27 protein-coding genes and 1 pseudogene are annotated in these 24,906 nt (G+C 64.6%); 15 read left to right on the forward strand and 13 right to left on the reverse strand.

The window, feature by feature from the left end; translation table 11 throughout:
- Positions 1 to 98: 98 nt before the first annotated feature.
- Both AC3IYG_RS01165 and AC3IYG_RS01170 read right to left on the reverse strand, forming a co-directional pair.
- Positions 99 to 1,037: pseudogene (locus tag AC3IYG_RS01165) on the reverse strand (YifB family Mg chelatase-like AAA ATPase); the annotation flags it as partial.
- Positions 1,038 to 1,076: 39 nt separating this feature from the next.
- Entirely contained in the window at positions 1,077 to 1,337 is a 261-nt protein-coding gene (locus AC3IYG_RS01170; protein WP_489313995.1) for an accessory factor UbiK family protein, read from the reverse strand.
- Between the two features lie 408 nt (positions 1,338 to 1,745).
- Here AC3IYG_RS01170 and glnK point away from each other — a divergent pair, with 408 nt between their 5' ends.
- The 4 genes from glnK (at position 1,746) to sutA (ending at position 4,447) form a co-directional block, all read left to right on the forward strand.
- On the forward strand, positions 1,746 to 2,084 hold the full coding sequence (gene glnK / locus AC3IYG_RS01175; protein ID WP_003457590.1) for a P-II family nitrogen regulator: 339 nt from the start codon (positions 1,746 to 1,748) through the stop codon (positions 2,082 to 2,084).
- A 33-nt stretch (positions 2,085 to 2,117) separates the two neighbouring features.
- On the forward strand, positions 2,118 to 3,437 hold the full coding sequence (locus AC3IYG_RS01180) for an ammonium transporter (RefSeq protein ID WP_489311895.1): 1,320 nt from the start codon (positions 2,118 to 2,120) through the stop codon (positions 3,435 to 3,437).
- Positions 3,438 to 3,620: 183 nt separating this feature from the next.
- Complete coding sequence (locus AC3IYG_RS01185) at positions 3,621 to 4,046, forward strand: secondary thiamine-phosphate synthase enzyme YjbQ (protein ID WP_489311896.1); 426 nt, start codon at positions 3,621 to 3,623, stop codon at positions 4,044 to 4,046.
- Between the two features lie 77 nt (positions 4,047 to 4,123).
- Positions 4,124 to 4,447 carry a transcriptional regulator SutA gene (gene sutA / locus AC3IYG_RS01190; protein ID WP_489311897.1) on the forward strand — a complete coding sequence of 108 codons (324 nt, stop codon included), beginning with the start codon at positions 4,124 to 4,126 and terminating at the stop codon, positions 4,445 to 4,447.
- 260 nt (positions 4,448 to 4,707) lie between these two features.
- On the opposite strand, the gene AC3IYG_RS01195 is transcribed toward sutA, so the two are convergent.
- The 6 genes from AC3IYG_RS01195 to lptM form a co-directional block, all read right to left on the reverse strand.
- A complete protein-coding gene (locus tag AC3IYG_RS01195; RefSeq protein WP_489311898.1) occupies positions 4,708 to 5,403 on the reverse strand; it encodes an HAD family hydrolase in 696 nt (231 codons plus the stop codon).
- The gene (xerC, locus tag AC3IYG_RS01200) at positions 5,400 to 6,296 is read right to left on the reverse strand and encodes a tyrosine recombinase XerC (RefSeq protein WP_489311899.1); all 897 of its coding nucleotides are present in this window, start codon (positions 6,294 to 6,296) and stop codon (positions 5,400 to 5,402) included. Before xerC ends, AC3IYG_RS01195 begins: the two co-directional genes overlap by 4 nt.
- A 122-nt stretch (positions 6,297 to 6,418) precedes the next feature.
- Complete coding sequence (locus AC3IYG_RS01205; protein WP_489311900.1) at positions 6,419 to 7,120, reverse strand: DUF484 family protein; 702 nt, start codon at positions 7,118 to 7,120, stop codon at positions 6,419 to 6,421.
- A complete protein-coding gene (gene dapF / locus AC3IYG_RS01210; protein ID WP_489311901.1) occupies positions 7,117 to 7,947 on the reverse strand; it encodes a diaminopimelate epimerase in 831 nt (276 codons plus the stop codon). Before dapF ends, AC3IYG_RS01205 begins: the two co-directional genes overlap by 4 nt.
- Positions 7,948 to 7,952: 5 nt before the next feature.
- Positions 7,953 to 9,200 (reverse strand): diaminopimelate decarboxylase, encoded by a 1,248-nt coding sequence (gene lysA, locus AC3IYG_RS01215; RefSeq protein WP_489311902.1) that lies wholly within the window; start codon positions 9,198 to 9,200, stop codon positions 7,953 to 7,955.
- A gap of 9 nt (positions 9,201 to 9,209) precedes the next feature.
- Entirely contained in the window at positions 9,210 to 9,335 is a 126-nt protein-coding gene (gene lptM, locus AC3IYG_RS01220; protein ID WP_489311903.1) for an LPS translocon maturation chaperone LptM, read from the reverse strand.
- Between the two features lie 265 nt (positions 9,336 to 9,600).
- On the opposite strand from lptM, the gene AC3IYG_RS01225 reads away from it, so the two are divergent.
- From AC3IYG_RS01225 to rnk, 4 genes are all read left to right on the forward strand, one after another.
- The gene (locus AC3IYG_RS01225) at positions 9,601 to 10,632 is read left to right on the forward strand and encodes an AraC family transcriptional regulator (RefSeq protein ID WP_489311904.1); all 1,032 of its coding nucleotides are present in this window, start codon (positions 9,601 to 9,603) and stop codon (positions 10,630 to 10,632) included.
- A gap of 74 nt (positions 10,633 to 10,706) precedes the next feature.
- Entirely contained in the window at positions 10,707 to 11,039 is a 333-nt protein-coding gene (cyaY, locus tag AC3IYG_RS01230) for an iron donor protein CyaY (RefSeq protein WP_489311905.1), read from the forward strand.
- A gap of 16 nt (positions 11,040 to 11,055) precedes the next feature.
- Positions 11,056 to 11,262 carry a DUF1289 domain-containing protein gene (locus tag AC3IYG_RS01235; RefSeq protein WP_489313996.1) on the forward strand — a complete coding sequence of 69 codons (207 nt, stop codon included), beginning with the start codon at positions 11,056 to 11,058 and terminating at the stop codon, positions 11,260 to 11,262.
- Positions 11,263 to 11,396: 134 nt separating this feature from the next.
- Positions 11,397 to 11,801 carry a nucleoside diphosphate kinase regulator gene (rnk, locus tag AC3IYG_RS01240; RefSeq protein WP_489311906.1) on the forward strand — a complete coding sequence of 135 codons (405 nt, stop codon included), beginning with the start codon at positions 11,397 to 11,399 and terminating at the stop codon, positions 11,799 to 11,801.
- 26 nt (positions 11,802 to 11,827) lie between these two features.
- Here the strand turns inward: rnk and AC3IYG_RS01245 are convergent, their stop codons facing one another.
- From AC3IYG_RS01245 to AC3IYG_RS01260, 4 genes are all read right to left on the reverse strand, one after another.
- A complete protein-coding gene (locus AC3IYG_RS01245; protein WP_489311907.1) occupies positions 11,828 to 14,677 on the reverse strand; it encodes a class I adenylate cyclase in 2,850 nt (949 codons plus the stop codon).
- 164 nt (positions 14,678 to 14,841) lie between these two features.
- On the reverse strand, positions 14,842 to 15,087 hold the full coding sequence (locus tag AC3IYG_RS01250) for a TIGR02647 family protein (protein ID WP_489311908.1): 246 nt from the start codon (positions 15,085 to 15,087) through the stop codon (positions 14,842 to 14,844).
- 108 nt (positions 15,088 to 15,195) lie between these two features.
- Positions 15,196 to 16,020, reverse strand: coding sequence for a substrate-binding periplasmic protein (locus tag AC3IYG_RS01255; RefSeq protein ID WP_489311909.1), 825 nt, complete (start codon positions 16,018 to 16,020; stop codon positions 15,196 to 15,198).
- Positions 16,021 to 16,079: 59 nt separating this feature from the next.
- The gene (locus tag AC3IYG_RS01260) at positions 16,080 to 16,352 is read right to left on the reverse strand and encodes a hypothetical protein (RefSeq protein ID WP_489311910.1); all 273 of its coding nucleotides are present in this window, start codon (positions 16,350 to 16,352) and stop codon (positions 16,080 to 16,082) included.
- A gap of 150 nt (positions 16,353 to 16,502) precedes the next feature.
- On the opposite strand from AC3IYG_RS01260, the gene AC3IYG_RS01265 reads away from it, so the two are divergent.
- Complete coding sequence (locus AC3IYG_RS01265; RefSeq protein ID WP_489311911.1) at positions 16,503 to 17,162, forward strand: glutathione S-transferase family protein; 660 nt, start codon at positions 16,503 to 16,505, stop codon at positions 17,160 to 17,162.
- A 57-nt stretch (positions 17,163 to 17,219) separates the two neighbouring features.
- Here the strand turns inward: AC3IYG_RS01265 and argH are convergent, their stop codons facing one another.
- Positions 17,220 to 18,614, reverse strand: coding sequence for an argininosuccinate lyase (argH, locus tag AC3IYG_RS01270; RefSeq protein WP_489311912.1), 1,395 nt, complete (start codon positions 18,612 to 18,614; stop codon positions 17,220 to 17,222).
- A 254-nt stretch (positions 18,615 to 18,868) separates the two neighbouring features.
- On the opposite strand from argH, the gene AC3IYG_RS01275 reads away from it, so the two are divergent.
- The 6 genes from AC3IYG_RS01275 to AC3IYG_RS01300 all read left to right on the forward strand — a co-directional run bounded on the left by AC3IYG_RS01275 (position 18,869) and on the right by AC3IYG_RS01300 (position 24,880).
- Positions 18,869 to 19,951 carry a sensor histidine kinase gene (locus tag AC3IYG_RS01275; RefSeq protein ID WP_489311913.1) on the forward strand — a complete coding sequence of 361 codons (1,083 nt, stop codon included), beginning with the start codon at positions 18,869 to 18,871 and terminating at the stop codon, positions 19,949 to 19,951.
- Positions 19,948 to 20,694, forward strand: coding sequence for a LytR/AlgR family response regulator transcription factor (locus tag AC3IYG_RS01280; protein WP_489311914.1), 747 nt, complete (start codon positions 19,948 to 19,950; stop codon positions 20,692 to 20,694). The genes AC3IYG_RS01275 and AC3IYG_RS01280 overlap by 4 nt, the downstream gene beginning before the upstream one ends.
- Positions 20,695 to 20,801: 107 nt before the next feature.
- The gene (hemC, locus tag AC3IYG_RS01285) at positions 20,802 to 21,743 is read left to right on the forward strand and encodes a hydroxymethylbilane synthase (protein WP_489311915.1); all 942 of its coding nucleotides are present in this window, start codon (positions 20,802 to 20,804) and stop codon (positions 21,741 to 21,743) included.
- Positions 21,740 to 22,504: a uroporphyrinogen-III synthase gene (locus AC3IYG_RS01290; RefSeq protein ID WP_489311916.1), complete on the forward strand. Its 765-nt coding sequence runs from the start codon at positions 21,740 to 21,742 to the stop codon at positions 22,502 to 22,504. The genes hemC and AC3IYG_RS01290 overlap by 4 nt, the downstream gene beginning before the upstream one ends.
- A gap of 16 nt (positions 22,505 to 22,520) precedes the next feature.
- Entirely contained in the window at positions 22,521 to 23,642 is a 1,122-nt protein-coding gene (locus AC3IYG_RS01295; protein WP_489311917.1) for a uroporphyrinogen-III C-methyltransferase, read from the forward strand.
- Positions 23,639 to 24,880, forward strand: a complete 1,242-nt coding sequence (locus tag AC3IYG_RS01300; protein ID WP_489311918.1) for a heme biosynthesis HemY N-terminal domain-containing protein — start codon at positions 23,639 to 23,641, stop codon at positions 24,878 to 24,880. Before AC3IYG_RS01295 ends, AC3IYG_RS01300 begins: the two co-directional genes overlap by 4 nt.
- Positions 24,881 to 24,906 lie beyond the last annotated feature (26 nt).

The following is a 24,906-nucleotide window of genomic DNA, read 5'->3' on the forward strand; positions in this document are numbered from 1 at the left end:
AAAAAGCTAGTTTATCGCCGTTGGTGCAATTTTCATCAGTTCATCGCGTACTTTTATACTGTTCATATATACAGCAATGTTTCTTTGCCTACAAATGTGAGAAACACACTTCCATTCTCCAGCGGTTCTCGCAAGACTTCCAGAACCTTGCGATCGAATTCCGGCAGCTCATCGAGGAACAGCACTCCGTGGTGCGCCAGGGTGATTTCCCCCGGCTGCGGTCGACTGCCGCCGCCCACCAGCGCCGGGCCCGAGGCACTGTGGTGCGGGTTGCGGAACGGGCGCTGTGGCCAGGCGTTCAGCGGAGTATGGCTGGCCACTGACTGGATGGCGGCGACTTCCAGGGCTTCCTGCTCGCTCAACGGTGGCAGCAGCCCGGGCAGGCGGCTGGCCAGCAGGGTTTTGCCAGTGCCCGGTGGCCCGCTGAATAGCAGATTGTGCGAGCCGGCGGCCGCCACCAGCAGCGCGCGCTTGGCCGCGACCTGACCCTGAACATCCGCCAGGTCCGGGTAGGGCGCAATCGGGGTTTGGCCGCCGAAATGTGCGGTCAGTTCCAGCAGATGGTCGGCGGCAATCACCGTAAGGCCTGAGGCCAGGCTGGCTTCTTCGGCATTGGCGCGCGGCACCACTAAGGCGCGCCCGGCGGCGCGGGCGGCCAGCGCGGCGGGCAGTGCGCCCTGAATCGGGCGTAGCGCCCCGGACAGCGCCAGCTCGCCCAGGCATTCGACTTCGAGCAGGGCGGCGGCGGGCAGTTGGCCGCTGGCAGCGAGGATGCCGAGGGCGATGGCCAGGTCGAAGCGCCCGCCATCCTTGGGTAGGTCGGCCGGTGCCAGATTCAAGGTGATACGTCGCGGCGGGAAGTCGAAACCGGAATTGAGGATGGCGCTGCGCACCCGATCCTTGCTCTCCTTGACGGCCGCTTCCGGCAAACCGACCAAGGCCAGCGAGGGCAGGCCATTGGCCAGGTGAGCTTCGACAGTGACCGCCGGGGCTTCGACGCCGACTTGCGCGCGGCTATGGACGATGGCCAGAGACATGGATCACTCCTTGATCACATGCCGCTCACGCCGAGTGCGTTACTCGGTGGGCGGCGACAGTTTGGCTTCCAGTTCGGTGACTTTAGCTTCCAGGGCTTCCAGGCGTACGCGCGTGCGCGCCAGCACGGCCATCTGGCTGTCGAATTCTTCCCGGCTGACCAGGTCCAGTTTGCTGAAGCCACTTTGCAGCAGGGCTTTGAACTGGGTTTCGAACTCGCTACGCGGCAGCGGGCTGTCACCGTTGAATAGGCGGGAGGCGTGGGAGCCGAGGGCATCGAGCAAGGCTTTGGGCGGCAGCATGGTGATGTTCCAGACAAGTACGGCCAGCAGTGTAACACGCAGCATCGAGGCTGAATTGGCGCGGGGTTCTGCACGGTTATCGCGCACTGTAAGGGCGACGGTCGCACCGTTGTTGTGCGCGGCCCGTTGCCACAATCCACTAACGCCGCTGCTTGTCTGCGGTAAATGGCTGAAATCTATGCTTTTCATTGAGCTGGCAAGCTTTCTGCTTAGTGGCCTATGACGCATGCACCGATGCAGTTCGGTTGCGTAGGGCGAAGCGGGGAGTTGCTTCGCCAAAAGCGATTGGTTGTTGTCGGAGTGGCCCCAGCGAGGACACCCGATGCGTTACAAAGCCAGACACTGCGCTTAGACTTGAGCCGGGTTCGTTTTTCCTGGGACAAGTCCACCAATACGGGAGAGAGTTTCATGAAGTTAGTCACTGCCATCATCAAACCGTTCAAGCTGGACGATGTGCGCGAGTCGCTGTCGGAGATCGGCGTGCAAGGCATCACCGTTACTGAAGTCAAAGGCTTCGGGCGGCAGAAAGGCCACACCGAGCTGTATCGCGGCGCCGAATACGTGGTCGACTTCTTGCCCAAGGTGAAGATCGACGTGGCCATCGCTGATGACCAGTTGGATCGCGTTATCGAAGCCATCACCAAGGCCGCCAACACCGGCAAGATCGGTGACGGCAAGATCTTCGTGGTCAATCTGGAACAGGCCATTCGCATCCGTACCGGCGAAACCGGCACCGACGCAATCTAAGCCGCCGAACCCAACGCCCCAGGAGAAAACAATATGACTCTGCGTAAGCTCGCAGGGCTAGGAGCCCTTTTGTCCCTCGTTACCCCCGGCCTGGCAATGGCCGCTGACGAGGTTGTATTGAACGCCGGCGATACCGCGTGGATGCTCACCGCTACCGCACTCGTGCTGTTCATGACCATCCCCGGTCTGGCGCTGTTCTACGGCGGCATGGTTCGCTCCAAGAACGTCCTTTCGGTGATGATGCAATGTTTTGCCATCACCGGCCTGATCAGCATTCTGTGGGTCGTTTACGGCTACAGCATCGCGTTCGACACCACCGGTATGGAACAGGGGGTGGTCAACTTCAGTTCCTTCATCGGCGGTCTGTCCAAGGCCTTCCTCGCCGGCGTCACGCCAGCCAGCTTGACGTATGCGATTCCGGAAAGTGTGTTCATCATCTTCCAGATGACCTTCGCGATCATTACCCCGGCGCTGATCGTCGGCGCTTTCGCCGAGCGCATGAAGTTCTCGGCCATGCTGATCTTCATGGCTGTCTGGTTCACCCTGGTCTATGCGCCGATCGCGCACATGGTCTGGAGCGGTAACGGCGGCCTGATGTGGGACTGGGGCGTGCTGGACTTCGCTGGTGGCACCGTGGTGCACATCAACGCCGGTATTGCTGGCCTGGTCGCCTGCATCGTGCTGGGCAAGCGCAAAGGCTACCCAACTACGCCGATGGCACCGCACAACCTCGGCTATACCCTGGTCGGTGCCGCGATGCTGTGGATCGGCTGGTTCGGCTTCAACGCCGGTTCCGCCGTTGCCGCCAACGGCACCGCCGGTATGGCCATGCTGGTCACCCAGATCGCCACTGCCGCCGCCGCCCTGGGCTGGATGTTCGCCGAGTGGATCACGCACGGTAAGCCGAGCGCCCTGGGCATCGCTTCCGGTGTGGTTGCAGGCTTGGTCGGCATCACTCCGGCTGCCGGTACAGTGGGCCCGATGGGCGCCCTGGTCATCGGTCTGGCTGCTGGCGTGATCTGCTTCTTCTGCGCCACTACCCTGAAGCGCAAGCTCGGCTATGACGACTCCCTGGACGCCTTCGGCGTGCACGGCATCGGCGGTATCGTCGGCGCACTGCTGACGGGTGTGTTCGCCGCACCGGCACTGGGTGGCTTCGGCACTGTCGAAGACATCGGCGCACAAGTCTGGATCCAGTTCAAAGGTGTTGGCTTCACCGTGGTCTACACCGCGATCGTCACCTTCGTGATCCTCAAAGTGATCGACCTGGTGATGGGCCTGCGCATCAGCGAAGAGGAAGAGACTGTCGGTCTCGACCTGGCTCAGCACAATGAGCGTGGCTACAACCTGTAAGCCTAAGACGTTGCAAAAAATGCCCGGCAATTGCCGGGCATTTTGCTTTTCGCGGTAAGCCCGCGGGTCACTTTCGCGCCGAGCCCTGGCTGGGCTCCGCTAATATGAGCAACACCTCTGATAAGCACCCTTTGCTTTTTCTCGCAGCGCGCTAGAATGCGCGCCGAAACTGCGGAGATCCGTATGTGGCAGCAAACTGTGATCAGCTTGCGTGCGCGGCCGCGCGGCTTTCATCTGGTGACCGATGAAATGCAGGCGGCATTGCCGGAACTGCGCACGTGTCGGATAGGTCTGCTGCATCTCTGGTTGCAGCACACCTCGGCCTCGTTGACCATTAACGAAAATGTCGACCCGGCGGTGCGCCGCGACTTCGAACGGTTCTTCAATCGCCTGGTGCCGCAAGGCGCTAGCGGCTACGAGCACGAGGATGAAGGTCCGGATGATCTGCCCGCGCACTTCAAGGCCAGCCTGCTCGGCTGTCAGCTGAGTCTGCCGGTGGCGGATGGGCGTTTGGCACTGGGCCACTGGCAAGGGATTTACCTTGGCGAACACCGCGATCATGCGGGTTCGCGTCGAGTGCTCGCTACTTTGCAGGGCGAGGCTCTTTGAATTTTTTCCGGCAACGTTCGAAAGCGGGCGTGGCTGGGCTATAACTAACCTGCTTTTCGCAAGTCATGAGGTTAAACATGAGCGACGAAGATCTGGAACAAGACGAGCTGGAAGGTGGCGCCGAGGACGAAGGCGAGGAGCTGGCTGCCGCGGATGACGGTGATGCCGATGACGGTGATGGCGACGGCGAGCCGTCGGTAAAGTCGAGCAAGAAAGCCAAGGCGGCAATCGACATCGAAGAGCTGCCCAGTATCGAAGCCAAGCAGAAGGAGCGCGACGCTCTGGAGCGCGCCATGCAGGAGTTTCTCTCGCGTGGGGGCAAGGTGCAGGAAGTCGAGCCGAACGTGGTGGCCGACCCGCCCAAGAAGCCAGACAGCAAGTACGGCAGCCGGCCTATTTGAGGGCCCGCTTGCCAGAAAAAAGCCCGCCATCCGGCGGGCTTTTTTTGCCTGGGATAACGCATGCTCGCCCATCTTCCTCGCGAATACGGGGGTCCAGAAAGGGTAGCCGGCCCCGTTTCCTGGGCGACTCCGGATTCCCGCCGGCGCGGGAATGACGGTGTTGAGGGGCGCGCTGGTGCCCGAAATAACGCTGTTCTTCCCTGGGCCCCTATTTTGCGGGTGGCTGGTCTGTCGCTGCGCGCCGATACCGCCTGCCGGACCTACCTCCAGCCCTGCAATAGCGCGGGCAACTCAGCCAGGTTGCGGATTTCGGCATCCGGATTGATGGCGTCGGTCCAGGGCTTGCCCTTGGGGTTGAACCAGATCGAGCGCATGCCGGCCAGGTGTGCGCCCTGGATGTCGTCGAGCGGATGATCGCCGATATGCACGGCGTGCTCGGCTGCCACATCGGCGCGTTTCAACGCTTCGCGAAACGGGTGCGGGTCGGGTTTGCCAACGCCCAGCTCCTCGGCGCAGAGGGCGAACTGGAAGTAGTCGGCGAGGCCCAGGCGACGGACATCGGCATTGCCGTTGGTGAGCACGCCGAGGATATAGCGGCTGGCGAGGGTTTCCAGGGTTGGATGGACCTCGGGGAATAGCTCGATCTTGTGTCGGGCGCTGAGGAACACCTGAAAGCCGGCCTCGGCCAGCTCCAGCGCTTCGCCGTGGGCATAACCCGCATCTTCCAGCGCATGGAACAGAATGCGCCGGCGCAGCTCGCTCAGGCGGTGGGCCAGGGCCGGTTCGGCGTCTAGCAGGCGCTTGCGCACCGCCCACAGGTGTTCGACCGGAACCGGTCCCAGGCGTGGCGCTTCCAACGCCAGCCAGGTGCGCAGCTCGCTCTCGGCACTGTGCATGATCGGGGCGACATCCCAGAATGTGTCGTCGAGGTCGAAGGTGATCAGTCGAATGCTCATGGATCGCTGCTTTTCCGTTTGGCCCGTGGGTGGGCGCTGTCATAGACCGTGGCCAGGTGCTGGAAGTCCAGGTGGGTGTAGATTTGCGTGGTGGCGATATCGGCATGTCCGAGCAGCTCCTGCACGGCACGCAGATCCTGCGACGACTCGAGCATGTGGCTGGCGAACGAGTGCCGCAGCATGTGCGGATGCAAGTGCTGACCGAGCTCGCGAACCCCGGCTTGCCGGACCCGTAGCTGGATCGCTCGCGGGCCCAGGCGCCGGCCCTGCTGGCTGATGAACACGGCGTCATCCGCCGGTTTGGCCAGGGCCCGCAGCGGCAGCCAGTGCTCCAACGCCTCGCGGGCCATGCGCCCGACCGGCAGCACGCGGCTCTTGCCGCCTTTGCCGAGTACCTGCACCAGGCCGTCGGCCAGGTCGAGCTGCGGCAGATCCAGGCCGGTCAGCTCGGACAGGCGCAGGCCCGAGGAATAAAACAGTTCGAGGATGGCCTGGTCGCGGCGGGCGATGAAGTCGTCCTCCACCGCGCCATCGAGCAATTGCAGGGCCCGGTCGGCATCCAGCGTGCGTGGCAGGCGGCGTTCGCGCTTGGGTGGGGTCACGCCGCTGGCGGGATCGTGCTGGCAAGCGCCCTGGCCGTTGAGGAACTGGTAGAGGCCGCGGGTGGCCGAGAGCAGCCGCGCCAGGCTGCGGGCCGAGAGGCCCTGTTGGTGCAGGCGCGAGATGAAGCTGCGCAGGCTGCGCACATCGAGCCCGGCCCACTCGTCGATGCCCTGCTTGATGCAGAGCTCGACCAGCTTGAGCAGGTCACGGCGGTAGGCCGCAAGGGTGTTCGGCGCCATCTGCCGCTCGCTGCGCAGGTGTTCCAGGTAGGCATCCAGGGCAGTTTGCATCAAGGCTCCTGTGATCGTGCCGGGTGAAAACCACTACCGGCTTCGCGCGTTATGCGGCATGTTCACCCTGCCTGAAAGTGGCCGGAGGGTGGGCCACTCTGTGCATGACGTGCGGCCTTGTTTCAGCGCACCGAGCGCAGTGGCGTGGCGAAGCGCGGCAGGACGCGGGCGAGGACTTCGGCAATGTAGCCGAGGAACAGCGTGCCGAGGGAGCTTTTGTAGTGCTGCGGATCTGGGCTGCCGATCGCCAGCACGCCATGCAGGCCTTGATAGGTCAGGGCGACCACGGCGGCGGAGCCGACGTTCTCGCGTTCTTCTTCGCCGAACAGGAAGGCCAGCTCATGGCTGCGTAGCACGCCGCAGATGGTCTTGCCGCCGGCCAGCAGCCCGCCGATGGCCTGGTGGGCTTCGGCGCTGCTGACCCAGCGACCGACCGCCAGCGGCGTTTCATTGAACAGGATCAGGCTGACGAAAGGCACCTGGAATTCATGGCGCAGGCTGTCTTCCACCGCGCTGACCACTTCTTCCAGGCTCACCGCGTCGAGCAGGTCGAGCACCAGGCGGCGAGTCTTGTCGAACAGCCGGTCGTTGTCGCGCGCCACATCCATCAGCTGTGACAGGCGGTGGCGCATCTCGATGTTGCGCTCGCGCAGCAGTTTGACCTGACGCTCGACCAGCGAGATCGCCTCACCGCGTTGATGCGGGATGCGCAGCTCGGGAAGCAGTTCGTCGTGGTCGACGAAGAACTCCGGATGGGCACGGAGAAAAGCGGCAACCGCCTCGGCGTCGAGGGGTTGCGGCGGGTCCTGGCGCTTGTCGGTCATAGACGAACCTGTCCTTCGTAAACCCGGACGGCGGGTCCGGTCATCATAACCGGCTGCCCTGGCCCTGCCCATTCCAGGGAGAGGCGGCCGCCGGGTAGCTCGATTTGCAGCGGCGAGTCCATCCAGCCCTGGCTGATGGCCGCGACCGCCGCGGCGCAGGCGCCGGTGCCACAGGCTTGCGTCTCGCCGGCGCCACGTTCCCATACGCGTAATTTCGCATGCTGGCGGTCGAGCACTTCGAGGAAGCCGACGTTGACCCGCTGCGGGAAGCGCGGATGGTGTTCGAGCTTCGGCCCCAGGCTGTGAACCGGCGCGCTGGCCACATTGTCCACGCGCAACACCGCATGCGGGTTGCCCATGGACACGGCGGCCAGTTCGACGCGTTGGCCGTCGACTTCGACCGGGTAGCTCAAGGCTTGCTCGTCGGCCTGGAACGGGATCTGCGCCGGTGCCAGGCGCGGGGCGCCCATGTTGACGCTGATCTGCCCGTCCGGGCGCACATCCAGCTCGATGATCCCGGCCGAGGTTTCGACGCGGATTTGCCGCTTCATCGTCAGGCGCTTGTCCAGCACGAAGCGGGCGAAGCAACGTGCGCCGTTACCGCACTGCTCCACTTCCGAGCCGTCGGAGTTGAAGATGCGGTAGCGGAAATCCACATCCGGGTTGCTCGGCGGCTCGACCAGCAGCAACTGGTCGAAGCCGATCCCGGTATGGCGGTCGCCCCATTGCTTGGCATGCTTGGGCTGGATGTGCGCGTGCTGGCTGATCAGGTCGAGGACCATGAAGTCGTTGCCGAGGCCGTGCATTTTGGTGAAACGCAGCAACATGACCGTCACTCCGGCAGCAGGCTTTCGCCGGCATAGAGTTCTTGCACGGTCTCGCGGCGCCGCACTTCGAAAGCCTGTTCGCCATCCACCAGCACCTCGGCGCAGCGGCCGCGGGTGTTGTAGTTGGAGCTCATGGCGAAACCATAGGCGCCGGCCGAACACACGGCCAGCAGATCGCCTTCGGCCAGCGCCAGCTCGCGCCCTTTGGCGAGGAAATCGCCGGTCTCGCAGATCGGCCCGACAATATCGTAAGGGCGGGTCTGGCCGTCGCGTGGCTGTACCGCGACCACGTCCATCCAGGCTTGATAGAGCGCCGGGCGGATCAGGTCGTTCATGGCCGCATCGACGATGGCGAAGTCCTTGTGTTCGGTGTGCTTGAGGTACTCGACCTGGGTCAGCAGCACCCCGGCATTGGCGACGATGTAGCGGCCCGGTTCGAACACCAGGGCCAGATCGCGCCCGGCGGTACGCGCGCGCGCGGCCTGGATGTAGTCGCTGACCAGTGGCGGCGTTTCATCCTTGTAGCGCACGCCGACACCGCCACCGAGATCCAGGTGGCGAATGCGGATGCCGCGTTCAGCCAGACGGTCGATCAGTGCCAGCAGGCGATCCAGGGCGTCGAGGAATGGCGGCAGGCTGGTCAGTTGCGAGCCGATATGGCAATCGACGCCGATCACTTGCAAGTTCGCCAGCTCGTTGGCGCGGGCGTACACGGCCTCGGCATCGGCGATGGCGATGCCGAATTTGTTTTCTTTCAGGCCGGTGGAAATGTACGGGTGGGTGCCGGCATCGACATCCGGGTTGACCCGCAGCGACACCGGGGCCTGCACGCCCAGCTCGGCGGCGACCAGTTGCAGGCGTTCCAGCTCGTCGGTGGACTCGACGTTGAAGCAGTGCACGCCGACCTGCAGGGCGCGGCGCATGTCGTCGCGGGTCTTGCCGACGCCGGAAAAGACGATCTTGCCCGGCTCGCCACCGGCGGCCAGTACGCGCTCCAACTCGCCACGGGAGACGATGTCGAACCCTGCGCCGAGGCGCGCCAGCAGATTCAGCACAGCGAGGTTGGAGTTGGCTTTTACCGCATAGCAGACCAGGTGCGCGACGCCGTCCAGCGCGTCGGCATAGGCGCGGTACTGCGCGGTGATGTGGGCGCGCGAATAGACATAGGTTGGCGTGCCAAAGCGCTCGGCGATGGCGGACAGCGCCACACCCTCCGCGAACAGCTGCCCTGCGCGGTAATTGAAGGCGTGCATACCGCCTCCTTAGTGGGTGTGTTCAGCAGCAGGTTTATCTTCGTCTGGCAGGTACAGCGGGCCTTTCTGGCCACAGCCGGCGAGCAACGAAGAAATGGCGACGAGCGCGATAAGGGCAGTCAGTAGCCGCTTCATGGCGGATTCCTTGTAAAAGCAGTGATTGCGCCGGAGTATACCGGCCCCCCGGCGGCTTGCCTATGCGCCAGGGCTCCCGTCTGACGGGGCTTGCGGCAGCCGGCTCGCCCCCGCTGGTTTGGTTGCCCGAACTCGCTGCAAGGCTTGAGGGCGAGTGGCCATGACGGGAGGCTCGCGCTTCGCCTGCCCGGCTCCGGTATCAACGTTTGGAATAGCGAAGCAAGCGCGCGGGCCGCTAAGATAACCGACCAAAAAAGGAGCATCGATGGAGAATCGCGCCGCGCTCGTCAGCTCGGTTTCGGTCGCCTACCTGCAAGGCCTGCTGGATTACCTGGGGCAGCACGGTGTCGCGCCCGAGACCCTGCAGGCCCAGGTGCAGCTGGCCCCGAAGCTTCTCGCCCAGCGCGATCAGCGTGTGGCGGCGAGGCTTTACCTCGAGCTGCTGGGGCGGGGCGTGGAGCTGAGTGGCGACCCGAACCTTGGTCTGCACCTGGGTGAAGCGGTGCGGCCGGGTTACTACGGTGTGCTCGGTTACCTGCTCATGAGCTGCGCGACCCTGGGCGATGCCTTGCACCGTCAGGCGCGCTATGCCGCGTTGGTGGGCAACCTGGGTTGCGTCGATCTGGCCGATGAGCCGCCGCGTCCGGGTCTTGAGCCGCAGGTAGCCCTCAGTTGGCAGCCCTTGGTGGCGCACCAGCAGCGCCAGCTCAGCGAGGAAACCCTGGCCGGCTGGACCACCTTCGGCCACTGGATCAGCGGCTTGGACCTGCCACCGACCGAAGTGCGCTTCCAGCATCCGGCGCCTGCGGACAGCTCGGAGCACCGGCGTATTTTCCGCTGCCCGGTGCTCTTCGAGCAGGCCGACAATGCCTTGGTGTTCCCCGCGCGCCTGCTGCAGGCGCCGCTCGGGCAGGCCGATGCGCAGGTGCGGCAGATGTTCGATGGCTACGCCGAGCGCTTGCTCGGCGAACTCAAGCAGGGCCAGCAGGTGCTCGACCGCGCGCGCGTCGAGCTGGCCCATCAGTTGGCTGCGCAAGGGCCCGACTTAGAGGGCTTGGCACAGGTTTTGGGCTTGAGCCCGCGCACCTTGCAGCGCCGTCTGCGCGAGGCCGGGTTATCATTCAGCCAGCTCGTCGATGAAACGCGCCAACAATTGGTGCTGAACTACCTGCGTGACCCGACGTTGGAGCTGGCGGATATCGCCTTCTTCGTCGGCTTCAGTGAGTCCGGCTCGCTGGCCCGCGCGTTCCGCCGCTGGACCGGGCAAAGTCCCGCCGAATACCGTCGTCATTTGTGATCCACATGCCGTGGCCACCGCAGCAAACCTGCCGGTCGCGACGGCTGCCAACCCTTTTCCCGAGGTACCGCGTAATGAGTTTGACCGAAGCCCGCTTCCATGATCTGGTCGATACCACACAGCAGGCCGTGGAAGACATATTCGATGACAGCGGCCTGGATCTCGACCTGGAGAACTCGGCGGGGATTCTCACCGTGCGTTTTGCCAACGGCACCCAACTGATCCTCAGCCGCCAGGCGCCGATCCGGCAGTTATGGGTGGCGGCGCGCTCGGGCGGTTTCCACTTCGACTACGACCAGGCCAGCGAACGTTGGATCTGCGATACCAGCGATGAGCTGCTGGGCGAAATGCTGGCGCGCATTGCCCAGGAACAGGCGGGCGAGGCGCTCGAGTTTGAAGAACTCTGATTCCTCCATGACCGTGATGACCGTCAGCGAGCCAGTGACCGAAGAGGTGGTGGCTTCGCCTTGCCGTCGCGAGTGCTGCCTGGACGACCAGGATATCTGCCTCGGCTGCGGTCGCCTGCTCGCCGAAATTCGCGAATGGAAGGCCGCCGACAGTAGCCGTCGGCGAGAAATCTGCCGGGCCGCGCAGACCCGTGTGCGCCCGTCGCTGCTGAGTGGGCACTAGGCCACCCGCCTTGTTTATTTGTTCGGCTGTGGTACGGTCGGCCTACGCCTCGCCACGTTGAGGTTCGTCAAAACCCCGCCTTCGATCGGGGTTTTGCTTTTTCTGCGTCCGTTGTCAGGAGCGTCGCCTTCATCATGAGTACACCGTCGATCACCATTACCCGTCTGGACCTGCAACGCCTGGAGCGCGTGCTTGAAAGCCTGGAGGATTTCGGCCCTGGCGCCAAAGCCCTGGAAGCTGAGTTGGCGCGCGCCCAAGTGGTCGGTCACGACGAGGTGCCGGCCGGGGTGGTGACGATGAATTCGCGGGTGTTCTGCCGCGACGAAGGCAACGGCAAGGAGTATCACCTGACCCTGGTCTACCCGCAGGACGCTGGCGCCGAAGGTACGGTGTCGATCCTCGCGCCCGTCGGTAGCGCGTTGCTGGGGCTCACGGTCGGTCAGCATATCGATTGGCCGACACCGGCCGGCAAACTGATCAAGCTGACCCTGCTGGCGGTCGAATACCAGCCGGAAGCCGCCGGTGAGTACAGCCGCTGAGCGCACCTGGCGCCGCGGCGTAAGCCTCAGGCCCGTTGCAGGGCGCTGTTCAGCGCCGCTTCCAGCTTGGTCTTGTAGCGCAGGTAGTGGATGGTTTGCGTCTGCCCTTCGCCGCGCACGCGGGAAAGGTCGAGGTCGGTGATGTAGCAGGGGTAGCGCTCGTGTGCGCTGCGCTGGGCGAGGATATGCCGGGCCACCGCGCTGAACAACTCGGCGCCGTATTCCAGTTCGGAAAATTCGCGGTGATTGCAGTACAGGCTGACGTGGACGCGTTGCGGGTCCGCCGGCTCGACTATCGCCTGCACATCGTAGAACGGGTGGCTGACCGCCGATTGCGGCGCCGGGCGGCGCTCCAGGAATTGCGCCCGTTGCGGCGCGGCGGGCAGCACGTGGTAGTAGAGGATTTCCAGCGCCATCGCCGGTGCCGGGTCATCCAGCGGCAGTTGCGCGTTGCGCCGGTACAGCACCGATTGCAGGAAGCGCTGCAGGGGCGTCAGCAGGCTCTGCTCGTCGCGAAATGGCAGGCGCTGGCGCCACAGGGCGTTGTGTTCGTCGAGCACGCTCAGTTCGGCCTGGTCTTCGTGTACGCGGTAGAACACCTGGATGCAGTCGGGCCGACCGAGCGGCAGGATCAGCGCCAGGTCTTCGCCTTCCAGTGCATGCCGGTCGAGGTGCAGCGGGCTGTAATCGGTCAGTTCCCCGCCAAGCTGTTCGAGCAGCGCCGGAAGGCTGTTGAGGGCGACATGGCTGACCTGGCCGGGGCTCAGTTGCAGCACGTGATATTGCTGCTGGATCTGCAGCAGGTAGCGCTGGCCGCGTTCACCGGCAAAGTGCGAGAGGATGTCGCGAAACAGTTCTTCCACCCGCTCGGCGATGGCCTGGGCGCGGTTGCGGCAGAAGCAGCGCACCCGCAAGGTCGGCCGTTCACCGCTGGCCGGCAGGCTGTTGAGGAAGTCACGCAGGCAGTCGAGCAGCCCGTGCGGGCCGTCATAGCGGCTGATCAGCAGCTCGTTCCAGCTGTTCAGGCTGACCTGGTCGAGGGTCAGCACCAGGTTTTCGCGCACCCCGGAATAGCCCAGCGAGTCAGTGCGCCCGCTGGTCATGTGCACATTCAACTGGCTGTGTTGCTTGAGCGGGTCGAGGCCGACGTTGATCAGCAGCAACACTTCGCTCGGCGTGCTGGCCTGCAGCAGGGCCTGCTCGTTCACTGCCGACAGCGGCAGTGGCACCGCTTGTTGCAGGCTGGCGAGCAGGTTGGCCAGTTCGAATTCGCTCAAATCGCTGCTGCCGGCATGCAGCGAGAGGCGGGTGCTGTTATCGATCACACCGTTGCGGTGGCACCAGGCGAGCAACTCGATCAGCTCGCGGGCCCGCTTGAGCGGCGCGAAGTCCCGCCACTCCTGGGCATTCAGGTTGCCGTTGAACAGCGCCCACTGGCTTTCGTTGGGCGCCTCCGGGCTCGGGCTGTGGACCAGGGTCAGGTTGTCTTCGGCCAGGTCCGGGGCGATCCCGGGGTTGATGAATTCGACCTTGCCGGCTTTGCGCTCGAAGGCCGCGTACAGGCGCCGGCCGAGGATGCCGAGGTCGCGGCTGTTCAGCGAGCTGGCGACCTGCTGGGTGCGGGCGAACTGCGAGAGAAAGCGGTAACTGTAGGTCAGCTCGTTGACCAGCACCCGGCGCTCGGCGCTGACCTGGCGGACTTTCCACTGGCTGCGGCTGTCGAGCATCGCCAGTTGCCGGGTATTCCAGTGCCAGTCGGCGGTCAGGCGTTCGAGCAGCAGCCGTTGCCAGCTCTTGCGGCGGTTGCGCGGCGGGTTGCTGAGTTTCTTGTTGACCTTCAGGTACAGGCAGCGGCGGATCAGCTCCAGGCGTTCGCTTTCACCGCGCCTGACCAGGTATTCCTCCAGACGCCGATAGACCACGATGTAAGGGTCGAGCTCATCGAGGTCGAGCTGGTTGCGGTACACCGCCTGCTTGAAACGCAGGCTCAGGCATTCCACCTGCGGGTGCTCGCTGGCGTAGACTTCGGTGAGCAGCAGCTTGAGCACGGATTTGTACGGCGACTCGATACCCTTGAACAGCTGCCACATGCCGGCGCCGATGAACTCGCCGGGCGGGATGCGCGCCAGGTGGCCGAGGTCGAGCACCTCTTCGGCGCGGATGAAGCGCTTGGACAGCAGTAGGTGGATGTACTCGGCGTAGCGCTGCTCCTCATACACCGGCACCAGCCACCAGAGCGGCGTGCGCCCGGCCAACCAGATCGCCGTGCGGTAGAACTCGTCGAGCAGCAGGTAGTGCTGGGTGGTGCCGCAGTCGTCGGACGTCAGCTGCGCTTCACGATCGCCGACGGTGAAGCGTGCCGGGTCGATCAGGAAAAAGTGCGCCTCGGCGCCCTGGGTCGCGGCCCAGGCTTCGAGCAGCTCGCACTTCTTGCGCAGCTCCTGCAGTTCCTGGGTGGACAGGTTCGGCGCGTGGCAGACCCAGACATCCATGTCGCTTTGCTCGGCCTGCGCCAGCGTGCCCAGGCTGCCCATCAGGAACAGGCCGTGGATCGGCAGCGGCGGCTGGCCACGGCGCGCTTTGTAGACGAAGGAGCGGGTCAGGCGCTGGGCTTCGGCGAGTAACTCGTCGTCCGGCTCGAAACCGGACAGGCCGGCCGGCGTGTTGCTGGAGACATAGCCCGGCAGCAGTGGATGATTGACATGAAACAGCAGCGGCAAGAGCTTGAGCACCAGTTGCTGGCGCGTCGACAACCCCTGCATGGCCCGATCCAGGCGCCCACCGTTGACCTTGAGAAAGCGCGCGCGCAACTGGGTCAGCACCTTGCGGTCGATACCCTCGTCGATCTCTGGGCGGATTTCCTGGGTGCGCGTCATAGCCAACTCATGCCGGGTGGTGACCCAAGGTTATCAGCCCGCGCAGGCTGGTGGCAGAGTCGGGAGGCCGCAAATGCGCACGGAACGGCTCCAGGCCCGACAGATTCCCGGAAGCGCCCGCGTCGGCGGCAACCTGATGACGCGACGCGGGAGGCGGGCAAGGTTTAGGCGGGCTCTGCGATTGCCAGAATGGTCAGCAGTCCTTGCGTATGCTGGGCGGCCTCCAGGCCGAGGCTGGTCAGGTAGCCGCCATCGACTTGGGTGATCAGGCCCTTTGCGTGCAGCCGTTGCGCGGCGGCAATCGCTTTGGGTGAGGCGATGTGATGAACCTTGAGACCCTCCAGGGTGTTGGCCAGGTTGAACAGCGCAAGAATTTCCAGTTCGGCAATCAGCTCAGGGGTAAAGGACATGTTTGCTCCAGATTCTTGTAGTGGTACGCCGGTCATTCGCGATGTCCGGCTGGAGTAGCCCCTTCAACATTGGGCAGGGGGTTTTGCCAGTGTAGAGCGAGGAGTCGCTCAGAGTGTTGGTTTTTGCGCCTGTTGCCAGGTTTCAACAATTTTCCGATAGTGGCCATCGTTCTGGATAAGCCGCATACCGCGGTCGAAGCGCTCCAGCAGTTGCTCTACCTGCGGATGATGGCGGGAAAAGCTCAGGTGCAACTGTGGCTGGTGCACCGTCATCACGGGCGTGAACTGCCCGCGCAATGGCGGGTGTTCCTGGAACAGTTGCTGGGCGGTGCCGCGAAAGGCCAGCATGTAATCGACCCGGGCGCGTTGCAGCATGAGGAAGCCATTGAGGTCCTTGCGCACCATGACGCGCGACACCGGCCGCTGGTTATCGAAGGCGGCGCCATACTCGTAGCCGTTGGTTACCGCGACCGTTTTGCCCGCCAGCTGATTCAGGTCGTAGAGTGGCTGTGCCTGGCCGGCACGCGCCCACAGCAGGATGTCATCGCTGAACAGCGGCGTCTGCGGCAGCCGGTAACTGGCGGCGATCTCGGCATTCGGCGAGGTATTGAAGCAGGCCGCGAGCTGGCCCTTGAGCGTCAGCTGCATGCAGCGCACATAAGGGTAGGGTTGCAGCTCGATCGAGGTATCGCTGGCGGCGAACGCCGCCTTGACGCTATCCACCGACATGCCCTGAACCTTGCCGTCGCGGTAGGCGGTGAAGGGATACCAATCGTCTTCGGCGCCGATCTGGAAGGTCTCGCCCCGCGCGGGCAGGCCGGCCAGTGCGACATAGACGACAGTCGCACAGAGGCTTGGCAAGCGGGCGGAACCGGCGCGACGCATCGTCGGGGTCAAGGCTCGGCGGCCACCCGGGCTCGGGCGGCGGGTCACGGAAGCATGCTGGATGCCAGAGGCTAAGCTGCAGGCCCGGATACGAGCAAGCGCCAGGTTCAGGACTCTTGCGGCAGTTCCGGCAATGCACGCAGGGCCTGCTCGTACCAGGCGCTGTCGAAGGGGCGATCCTCATCCAGCATGGCGTCGATCTCGTGGGCCAGCACCAGGGCCATCAATTGCAGAATTTCTTCGCGCGGGTAGCCGACCAGGGTCAGTTTGTTGAAGGTGGCTTTGGCCGCGGGCGGGTTATCGGTCTCGATCTGGTTTTCGATGGCCTGGGTCAACGTGGCTTCGGCGAAGGCTTCTTCGCTCTCATCGTGCTCGCTCATGGGCGGCCTCCTGGGAAATGAACCGGCAGTGTGCCACGGCTGCAGGCCGGATGCTGCGGCGCGAGCATTCACGGCCCTGATGCTGCTGGGCGTAGCCGTGGTGGCGGTTTATAACAACCCAGGCCCAGCCCATACGGATCGGAGGATTCCATGCTCAAGCTCTACGGTTTTGCGGTCAGCAACTATTTCAACATGGTCAAACTGGCGCTGCTGGAGAAGGGCGTGCCCTTCGAGGTGGTCGACATCCATGGTAGCCAGAGCGCCGAGTTCCTCGCCATCAGTCCGCGCGGCAAGGTGCCGGTGCTGGAGACCGAACAGGGCTTTATCAACGAAACCTGCGTGATCCTCGATTACCTGGAAGATACCCAGGCCGGCCAGGCCCTGTTGCCGGCTGATCCTTATGCGCGGGCCTATGTGCGCTCGCTGATGCGCGAGATCGAGTTGTATATCGAGCTGCCGGCGCGCGCCTGCTACCTCGAAGTGTTCTTCGGCGGGCGGGTCGATGAGGCGATCAAGGCCAAAGCCAAAGGCGACTTGCTGGCGGGGATCGCTACCCTCAAGCGCCACGGCAAGTTCGGCCCCTATGTGGCCGGCGCGCAGTTCAGCCTGGCGGATATCTACTTCCTCTACAGCGTCGACCTGGCCTGCACGGTGGCGAAGAAGATGTTTGAACTCGATCTGCTGGCCGCCTTTCCAGCCGCCCAAGCGCTGTTCGCGCTGCTCAACCAGAACCCGCATGTGCAGCGGGTGGAAGCCGACAAGAATGCGGAAATGGCTAGTTTCCTGGCGATGGCGCGGGGGCGTAAATAGGCGGGGTGTATTGGTAGCTCATGCAGCGCCGGATCGGGCGCTGCAGGCTGCTCTCGATCAGCGGCTGGCGAGCAGCGCCTGGCCACGGACCACCGCCGCGCGTACCTGGGTCGGCGCGGTACCGCCGATATGGTCGCGGGCATTCACCGAGCCCTCCAGGGTCAGCACGGCGAACACGTCCTGGTCGATCTGGTCGCTGAATGTGCGCAGTTCTTCCAGGCTCATCTCGGCCAGGTCCTTGCCGGACTCCACGCCGTACTTCACCGCATGGCCGACGATTTCATGGCAGTCGCGGAAGGGCAGGCCCTTGCGCACCAGGTAGTCGGCGAGGTCGGTGGCGGTGGAGAAGCCGCGCAGCGCCGCTTCACGCATGATCGCGGTTTTCGGCTTGATCGCCGGGATCATGTCGGCGAAGGCGCGCAGGCTGTCGCGCAGGGTGTCGGCGGCGTCGAACAGCGGTTCCTTGTCTTCCTGGTTGTCCTTGTTGTAGGCCAGAGGCTGGCCCTTCATCAGGGTCAGCAGGCCCATCAGCGCGCCGAACACGCGCCCGGACTTGCCGCGCACCAACTCCGGCACGTCGGGGTTTTTCTTTTGCGGCATGATCGAGCTGCCGGTGCAGAAACGATCCGGCAGGTCGATGAACTGGAACTGCGCGCTGGTCCAGAGCACCAGTTCTTCGGAGAAGCGCGACAGGTGCATCATCGCCAGGCTGGCGGCGGCGCAGAACTCGATGGCGAAGTCGCGATCGGAAACGCCATCCAGGGAGTTGCCGCCAACGGCTTCGAAACCGAGCAGTTCAGCGGTGATCTCGCGCTGGATCGGGTAGGTGGTGCCGGCCAGGGCGGCGGAGCCGAGCGGCATGCGGTTGGTGCGTTTGCGGCAATCGACCAGGCGCTCGTAGTCACGCGAGAGCATCTCGAACCAGGCCAGCAGATGGTGGCCGAAGGTCACGGGCTGGGCGGTTTGCAGGTGGGTGAAGCCGGGCATGATGGTGGCCGCTTCGCGCTCGGCCTGTTCCAGCAGCCCCTGCTGCAGGCGGGTGATCTCGCCGAGGATCAGGTCGATCTCGTCGCGCAGCCACAGGCGGATGTCGGTGGCGACCTGGTCGTTGCGGCTGCGGCCGGTGTGCAGTTTCTTGCCGGTGACGCCGATACGGTCGGTCAGGCGCGCCTCGATGTTCATGTGCACGTCTTCCAGGTCGACACGCCAGTCGAAACTGCCGGCTTCGATTTCACTCTGGATGCCTTGCAGGCCGACGATGATGCTGTCGCGCTCGGCGTCGGTCAGCACGCCGACCTTGGCCAGCATCGTGGCGTGGGCGATAGAGCCCATGATGTCGTGGCGGTAGAGGCGCTGGTCGAAGTTGACGGACGCGGTGAAGCGGGCGACGAAGGCGTCGACGGGTTCGCTGAAGCGGCCGCCCCAGGATTGGTTGGTCTTCTCGGTGCTCATGGGATTCGCTCGGCTGATGCGCAAAAACGGGCGGGCCGCGAGAGGCAGCCTGCATGGCGGACAAAGTGTGCCGATAATAACAGGGTAAAGGGCAAATTCGCCGTGGCGCTTTGTCGTCTTGCGTGGCGGCTGGCTGGCCCGGCAGTGTTGCGCGGGTCACAGTTTTTAGTGCTTTCGGGTATTTCAGTGCTTTATTTAGCTCGTGCAGCACGCGCTCGCTTGCCGCCATGCCGGCTCCCACGGAAACTGTGCCGATGCATATCGACTGGTTCAAAAGTAAAAACGACACGGCTGCCAATGGCGAATTCTTCCTGCCCGAGCTGTGCCTGCCCGAAGCGTTGCTGGTGCTGGTGCTGCTCGCCGAGTTGCTGGTGCTGGTGCTGGTGCTGGCCGAGCCGATGCAGCCGGGTTTCAACTGGGTGCGCCTGGCCCTGACCTCTCTGTTCGTGCAATGGAACGTGCTGCTCTCGGCCGCCTTGCTCTGTCGTCTGCGGCCGCTGCTGGCGCGGTTGCCGGCCGCCGCCGCGGGCATCCTGTGCTGCCTGATCGTGGTCGGGCTGGCGCTGAGCTGCACGGCGGTCGCCGATTATTACGAGCTGGGCGGGCCTCTGCCGCGCAGTGGCGAGGTCAACCTGTACCTGCGTCATGCATTGATCAGCCTGATCATGTCGGCGCTGCTGCTACGCTATTTCTATCTGCAGAGCCAATGGCGTCGGCAGCAACAGGCGGAGCTCAAGGCGCGCATCGAGTCATTGCAAGCGCGGATCCGCCCACATTTCCTGTTCAACAGCTTGAACAGCATTGCCAGCTTGGTGGTGATCGACCCTTACAAGGCCGAGCAGGCGGTGCTGGATTTGTCCGATCTGTTTCGCGCCAGCCTGGCCAAGCCCGGCAGCCTGGTGTCTTGGAGTGAGGAATTGGAGCTGAGCAAGCGTTATCTGTCGATCGAGCATTATCGCCTGGGCGAGCGTCTACAGTTGGAGTGGCTGGTGGCGGGCGTGCCGGACGATTTGCCGATTCCGCAACTGACCTTGCAGCCGTTGTTGGAGAACGCTTTGATTTATGGCATTCAGCCGCGCATCGAAGGTGGTCTGGTGCGGATCGAGGCCGACTACAACGCAGGGGTGTTCCAGCTGCGCGTCAGCAGCCCCTATGACGAGGGTATCGAGCAGAAACCCTCGCGTGGTACTCATCAGGCACTGGTGAATATAGATGCGCGTCTCGCGGCACTTTTTGGCTCGCGGGCGAGTCTCAGCGTGGATCGCCGTGACGGGCGCCACTTCACCTGTCTACGCTATCCTTGTGCGAGACTCACGCAGGAAGCCAGAGCAATATGAATGTCCTGATCGTCGATGATGAACCCCTTGCCCGAGAGCGCCTGAGCCGAATGGTCAGTGAGCTCGATGGTTATCGTGTCCTTGAACCCAGCGCCAGCAATGGCGAAGAGGCGTTGACGCTGATCGACAGCCTGAAGCCCGATGTGGTGTTGCTGGATATCCGCATGCCGGGGCTGGATGGCTTGCAGGTGGCGGCCAAGCTCTGCGAGCGCGAGGCGCCGCCGGCGGTGATTTTCTGCACCGCCCATGACGAGTTCGCGATCGAGGCGTTTCAGGTCAGTGCCGTCGGCTACCTGGTCAAACCGGTGCGGCCGGAGAGTCTGGCCGAAGCCCTGAAGAAGGCCGAGCGGCCCAATCGCGTGCAGCTCGTGGCCTTGACCCGGCCAGCGGCGGAAAGCGGCAGCGGCCCGCGCAGCCACATCAGCGCGCGGACCCGCAAAGGCATCGAGCTGATTCCCTTGGCGCAGGTGATCTTCTTCATCGCCGACCACAAGTACGTGACCCTGCGCCATGAAGGCGGCGAAGTCCTGCTGGATGAGCCGCTCAAGGCCCTGGAAGACGAATTCGGCGATCGCTTCGTGCGCATCCACCGCAATGCCCTGGTCGCCCGCGAGCGCATCGAACGCCTGCAGCGCACGCCGCTCGGGCATTTCCAGCTGTTTCTCAAAGGCCTCAACGGCGATGCGCTGATTGTCAGCCGTCGGCATGTGGCCGGCGTGCGCAAGATGATGAACAACCTCTGATCGGTGCTGTTCTGCGCTGCTTCCAGCGCGGGAAATAGCCTTCGGCGGGTGCGTCGCCCGCCGGGCTGACTTAAGATATGTGGGTTTCCCCATGTTCGAGAGTCACTATGCCGTTGCGCGAAATCCGCATTGCCACCCGCAAAAGTGCTCTGGCCCTCTGGCAGGCCGAGTACGTCAAAGCGCGTCTGGAAGAATTTCATCCGGGGCTGAGCGTCAGCCTGGTGCCGATGGTCAGCCGTGGCGACAAGCTGCTCGACTCGCCGTTGTCGAAAATCGGCGGCAAAGGCCTGTTCGTCAAAGAGCTGGAAACCGCGCTGCTGGAACATGAAGCGGACATCGCCGTGCACTCGATGAAAGACGTGCCGATGGATTTCCCCGAGGGTCTGGGCCTGTATTGCATCTGCGAGCGCGAAGACCCGCGCGATGCATTCGTCTCCAACCGCTATGAGAGCCTGGCGGCCCTGCCGATCGGCAGCGTGGTCGGCACCTCCAGCTTGCGCCGTCAGACGCAGTTGCTGGCGTTGCGCCCGGACCTGCAGATCCGCTTTCTGCGCGGCAACGTCAACACCCGGCTGGCCAAGCTCGATGCCGGCGAGTACGAGGCCATCATCCTCGCCGCGGCAGGCCTGATTCGTCTGGGTTTTGCCGCGCGTATCCGCTCCAGCATCAGCGTGCTCGACAGCCTCCCGGCGGGCGGCCAGGGTGCGGTCGGCATCGAATGCCGTAGCGCCGACAGCGAGATCCATGCCCTGCTGGCGCCCTTGCACCACCGCGACACCGCCCTGCGAGTGAGCGCCGAGCGCGCGCTGAACAAACGCCTCAATGGCGGCTGTCAGGTGCCGATCGCCTGCTACGCCGAGCTGCAGGGCGACCAACTATGGCTGCGTGGTCTGGTTGGTCAGCCGGACGGTGGCCTGTTGCTGCGTGCCGAAGCCCACGGCTCGCTCGCCGAGCCGCAAGAGCTGGGTGTGCGGGTCGCCGAAGACCTCCTGGCACAGGGCGCGGCAGCCATTCTGCAAGCGGTTTACGGCGAGGCTGAGCCCGAGTGACGGCTTGGCGCCTGCTGCTCACTCGCCCGGCGGATGAGTGCGAGGCTCTGGCGGCCAGTCTGGCCGAGCAAGGAATTTTCAGCAGCAGCCTGCCGTTACTGGAAATCGAGCCGCTGGCGGAAACGCCACAACAGCGGGCGACCATCCTCGACCTGGATCGCTACTGCGCGGTGATCGTGGTCAGCAAGCCCGCCGCACGTCTGGGGCTGGAGCTGCTTGACCGCTACTGGCCGCAGCCCCTGGCGGACCAGCCCTGGTTCAGCGTCGGTGCCGCTACGGCGCAGATTCTCGATGCCTACGGCTTGTCCGTGACCTGCCCGGCGAGTGGCGACGACAGCGAGGCCCTGCTCGCGTTGCCGCAGTTGCACGCCGCCCTGGCCGCGCATACGCCGCGGGTCTTGATCCTGCGCGGCGAGGGTGGCCGAGAAGCCCTTGCCGAGCGCTTGCGCGGCCAAGGTGTGACAGTCGATTATCTGCAACTCTATCGGCGTCGCCTGCCGGGCTACCCGGCGGCGGCCCTGCCGGAGCGGGTCGCTGCGGAACGCTTGAATGGTCTGGTGGTCAGCAGTGGGGAAGGGTTTGCACACCTGCGCCAATTGGCTGCCGATGCCTGGCCCGAGTTGGCCCGGCTACCCTTGTTTGTACCGAGCCCGCGGGTTGCCGAATTGGCGCATGCCGCCGGCGCTCGAACGGTTGTGGACTGTCGTGGCGCAAGCGCCGCGGCGTTGCTGGCAGCCTTGCGGGATCATCCCGCTGTCTAATTCACAGGACGGATACGTGAGCGAAGCAACCTCCCCGAAAGACGAGATCCAGCCCGCACTCGATGCGCCCACTGCAACGGCCGCCGCACCGGCGCGGCGCGGTAATGGCCTGGCCGCGCTGGCCCTGCTCCTCGGTGCCGCGGGCGTGGCCACTGGCGGTTGGGGGCTGTGGCAGGTGCGCAGCTTGCAGGCCCATGACCAGCAGCAACTCGCGCAGCTGGAAGAGGCCCGCAGCCAGACCCAAGTGTTGAGCCAGCGCGAGCAGGGTCTGGCGGCGCGTCTGGCCGAGCTACCATTGGCCGATGAATTGGAAGCCCGTCGGCGGCTGTTGGCCCAGTTGCAGGGCGATCAACAAAAATTGAGCGAGCGCCTCGAAAGCGTGCTCGGCGCCAGCCGTCAGAACTGGCGCCTGGCCGAAGCCGAGCACCTGCTGCGGCTGGCCAGCCTGCGGCTGTCGGCGCTGCAGGACAGCAACAGCGCCACCGTGCTGGTGCAGGGCGCCGATGACATCCTTCGCGACCAGGACGATCCCGCCACCTTCGCGGCCCGCGAGCAGCTGGCACAAAGCCTGGCCGCCTTGCGCAGCCTGACGGAGCTGGACCGCACCGGCTTGTTCTTGCAGCTCGGCGCATTGCGTGCCCAGGCCGCGCAACTGAGCGCGTTGGTGCCGGAGTTTTCCAGCGCGGGCGAGCAGTTGGGGTTGGCGGCCGAAGGCGATGGCAGCAGCCTTTGGGCGCAATGGTGGGAAAAGCTTTCGCGCTACATCCGCATCGACTTCAACGCCGACCGCACTATCCGCCCGTTGCTGGCCGGCCAGGGCCTGACCCAGGTCCGCCTGGCGCTGACACTGGCGCTGGAGCAGGCGCAGTGGGCCGCATTGAACGCCCAGCCCGAGGTCTATCAGCAGGCGCTCAAGCAGGCGCGCAGCGTGCTGGAGAGCCATTTCAATCAGGACAACCCGGACAGCCAGGCCCTGCTGGCGCGCATCGACGAGTTGAGCCGCCAGCCGGTGGCCGCCGAGATGCCGGACCTGGCGCCGGCGCTGGCGGCGGTGCAAGCCTATGTGCAGCAGCGCCAGGCGCCGGCTAAAGCCGCGCAGCAGCCGGGGGCCGGTGCGGTGGAGGAAGTCAGCCCATGAAGCGCTTGTTGCTGATCGTCCTCGTCCTGATCGCCGCCGCCGCACTGCTGGGCCTGGTCATCGCCGAACACGCCGGCTATGTGCTGATCGCCTACAAGGGCTTTCGCTACGAGTCGAGCCTCTGGGCCGCTGTGGCGGTGGTGGCGCTGCTCTGGCTGCTGGTCTATGCCGTGCGCGCGCTGCTCAGCCTGGTCTTCGTCTCCGGTGGCGTGGTCAATCCCTGGTCGCGTCGTAACCGCAATCGTCGCGTACAACTGGCGGTGGAACAGGGCCTGCTGGATCTCGCCGAGGGGCGCTGGGCGCGGGCGCTGCGGCACTTGCAACGGGCCGCGGAAGGTGAGCGGCAGCCGCTGGTCTACTACCTCGGCGCGGCCCGCGCAGCCAATGAATTGGGCCAGTACGAGGACAGTGACGGGTTGTTGGAGCGGGCGTTGGAGCGCCAGCCGCAGGCTGAACTGGCTATTGCCCTGGCGCACGCCGAGCTGCAGTTGGCCCGCGGGCAGGCCGATGCGGCGCTGGAAACCTTGCAGGTCATGCGTGAGCGTCATCCGCATCATCGCCAGGTACTGCGCCAGCTGCAGCAGCTTCACCGGCAGCGCGGCGACTGGTCGGCACTGATCGCCCTGCTGCCGGAGTTGCGCAAGGACAAGGCACTGGGGGATGCCGAATTGGCCGCGCTCGAGCGCCAAGCCTGGAGCGCCCGGCTGCTGACCGCCGGACAGGAAGGCTTGAGCGGCGGCGAGACCGCCCTGCAGCCACTGACGCAGGCTTGGCAGCAGCTGTCCAAGGCGCAGCGCGCTGAGCCGCAACTGGTCGCCGTGTATGCCGAGCAACTGCGAGCCCTGGGTGCCCAGGAAGAGGCTGAAGAGGTGTTGCGCACGGCGTTGCAGCGCAGCTACGACAGCCACTTGGTGAGCCTCTATGGTCTGGTGCGGGGGCGTGACCCGGCGCGTCAGCTGCAAACGGCCGAAGCTTGGCTGTCGCAGCAGCCCAGTGATGCCAGCCTGCTGCTGTGCCTCGGTCGCCTGTGCCTGCAGAACCAGTTGTGGGGCAAGGCCAAGGAATACTTCGAGAGCAGCCTGAGCTTCGCCCGCGCCCCACAAGCCTGTGCCGAGCTGGCGCGGTTGCTGGCCCAGCAGGGTGAGCTGGAGCGCAGCAACCAGCTGTTTCAGGAAGGTCTCGGTCTGCTCGATCAGCGTGTTCCGCGCTTGCCATTGCCGGAGCCGCTGCGGGTCTGATTGTACCGATGGGGCGTTGCCGGGTG

It is taken from the genome of Pseudomonas sp. KH_027, from assembly GCF_057838565.1.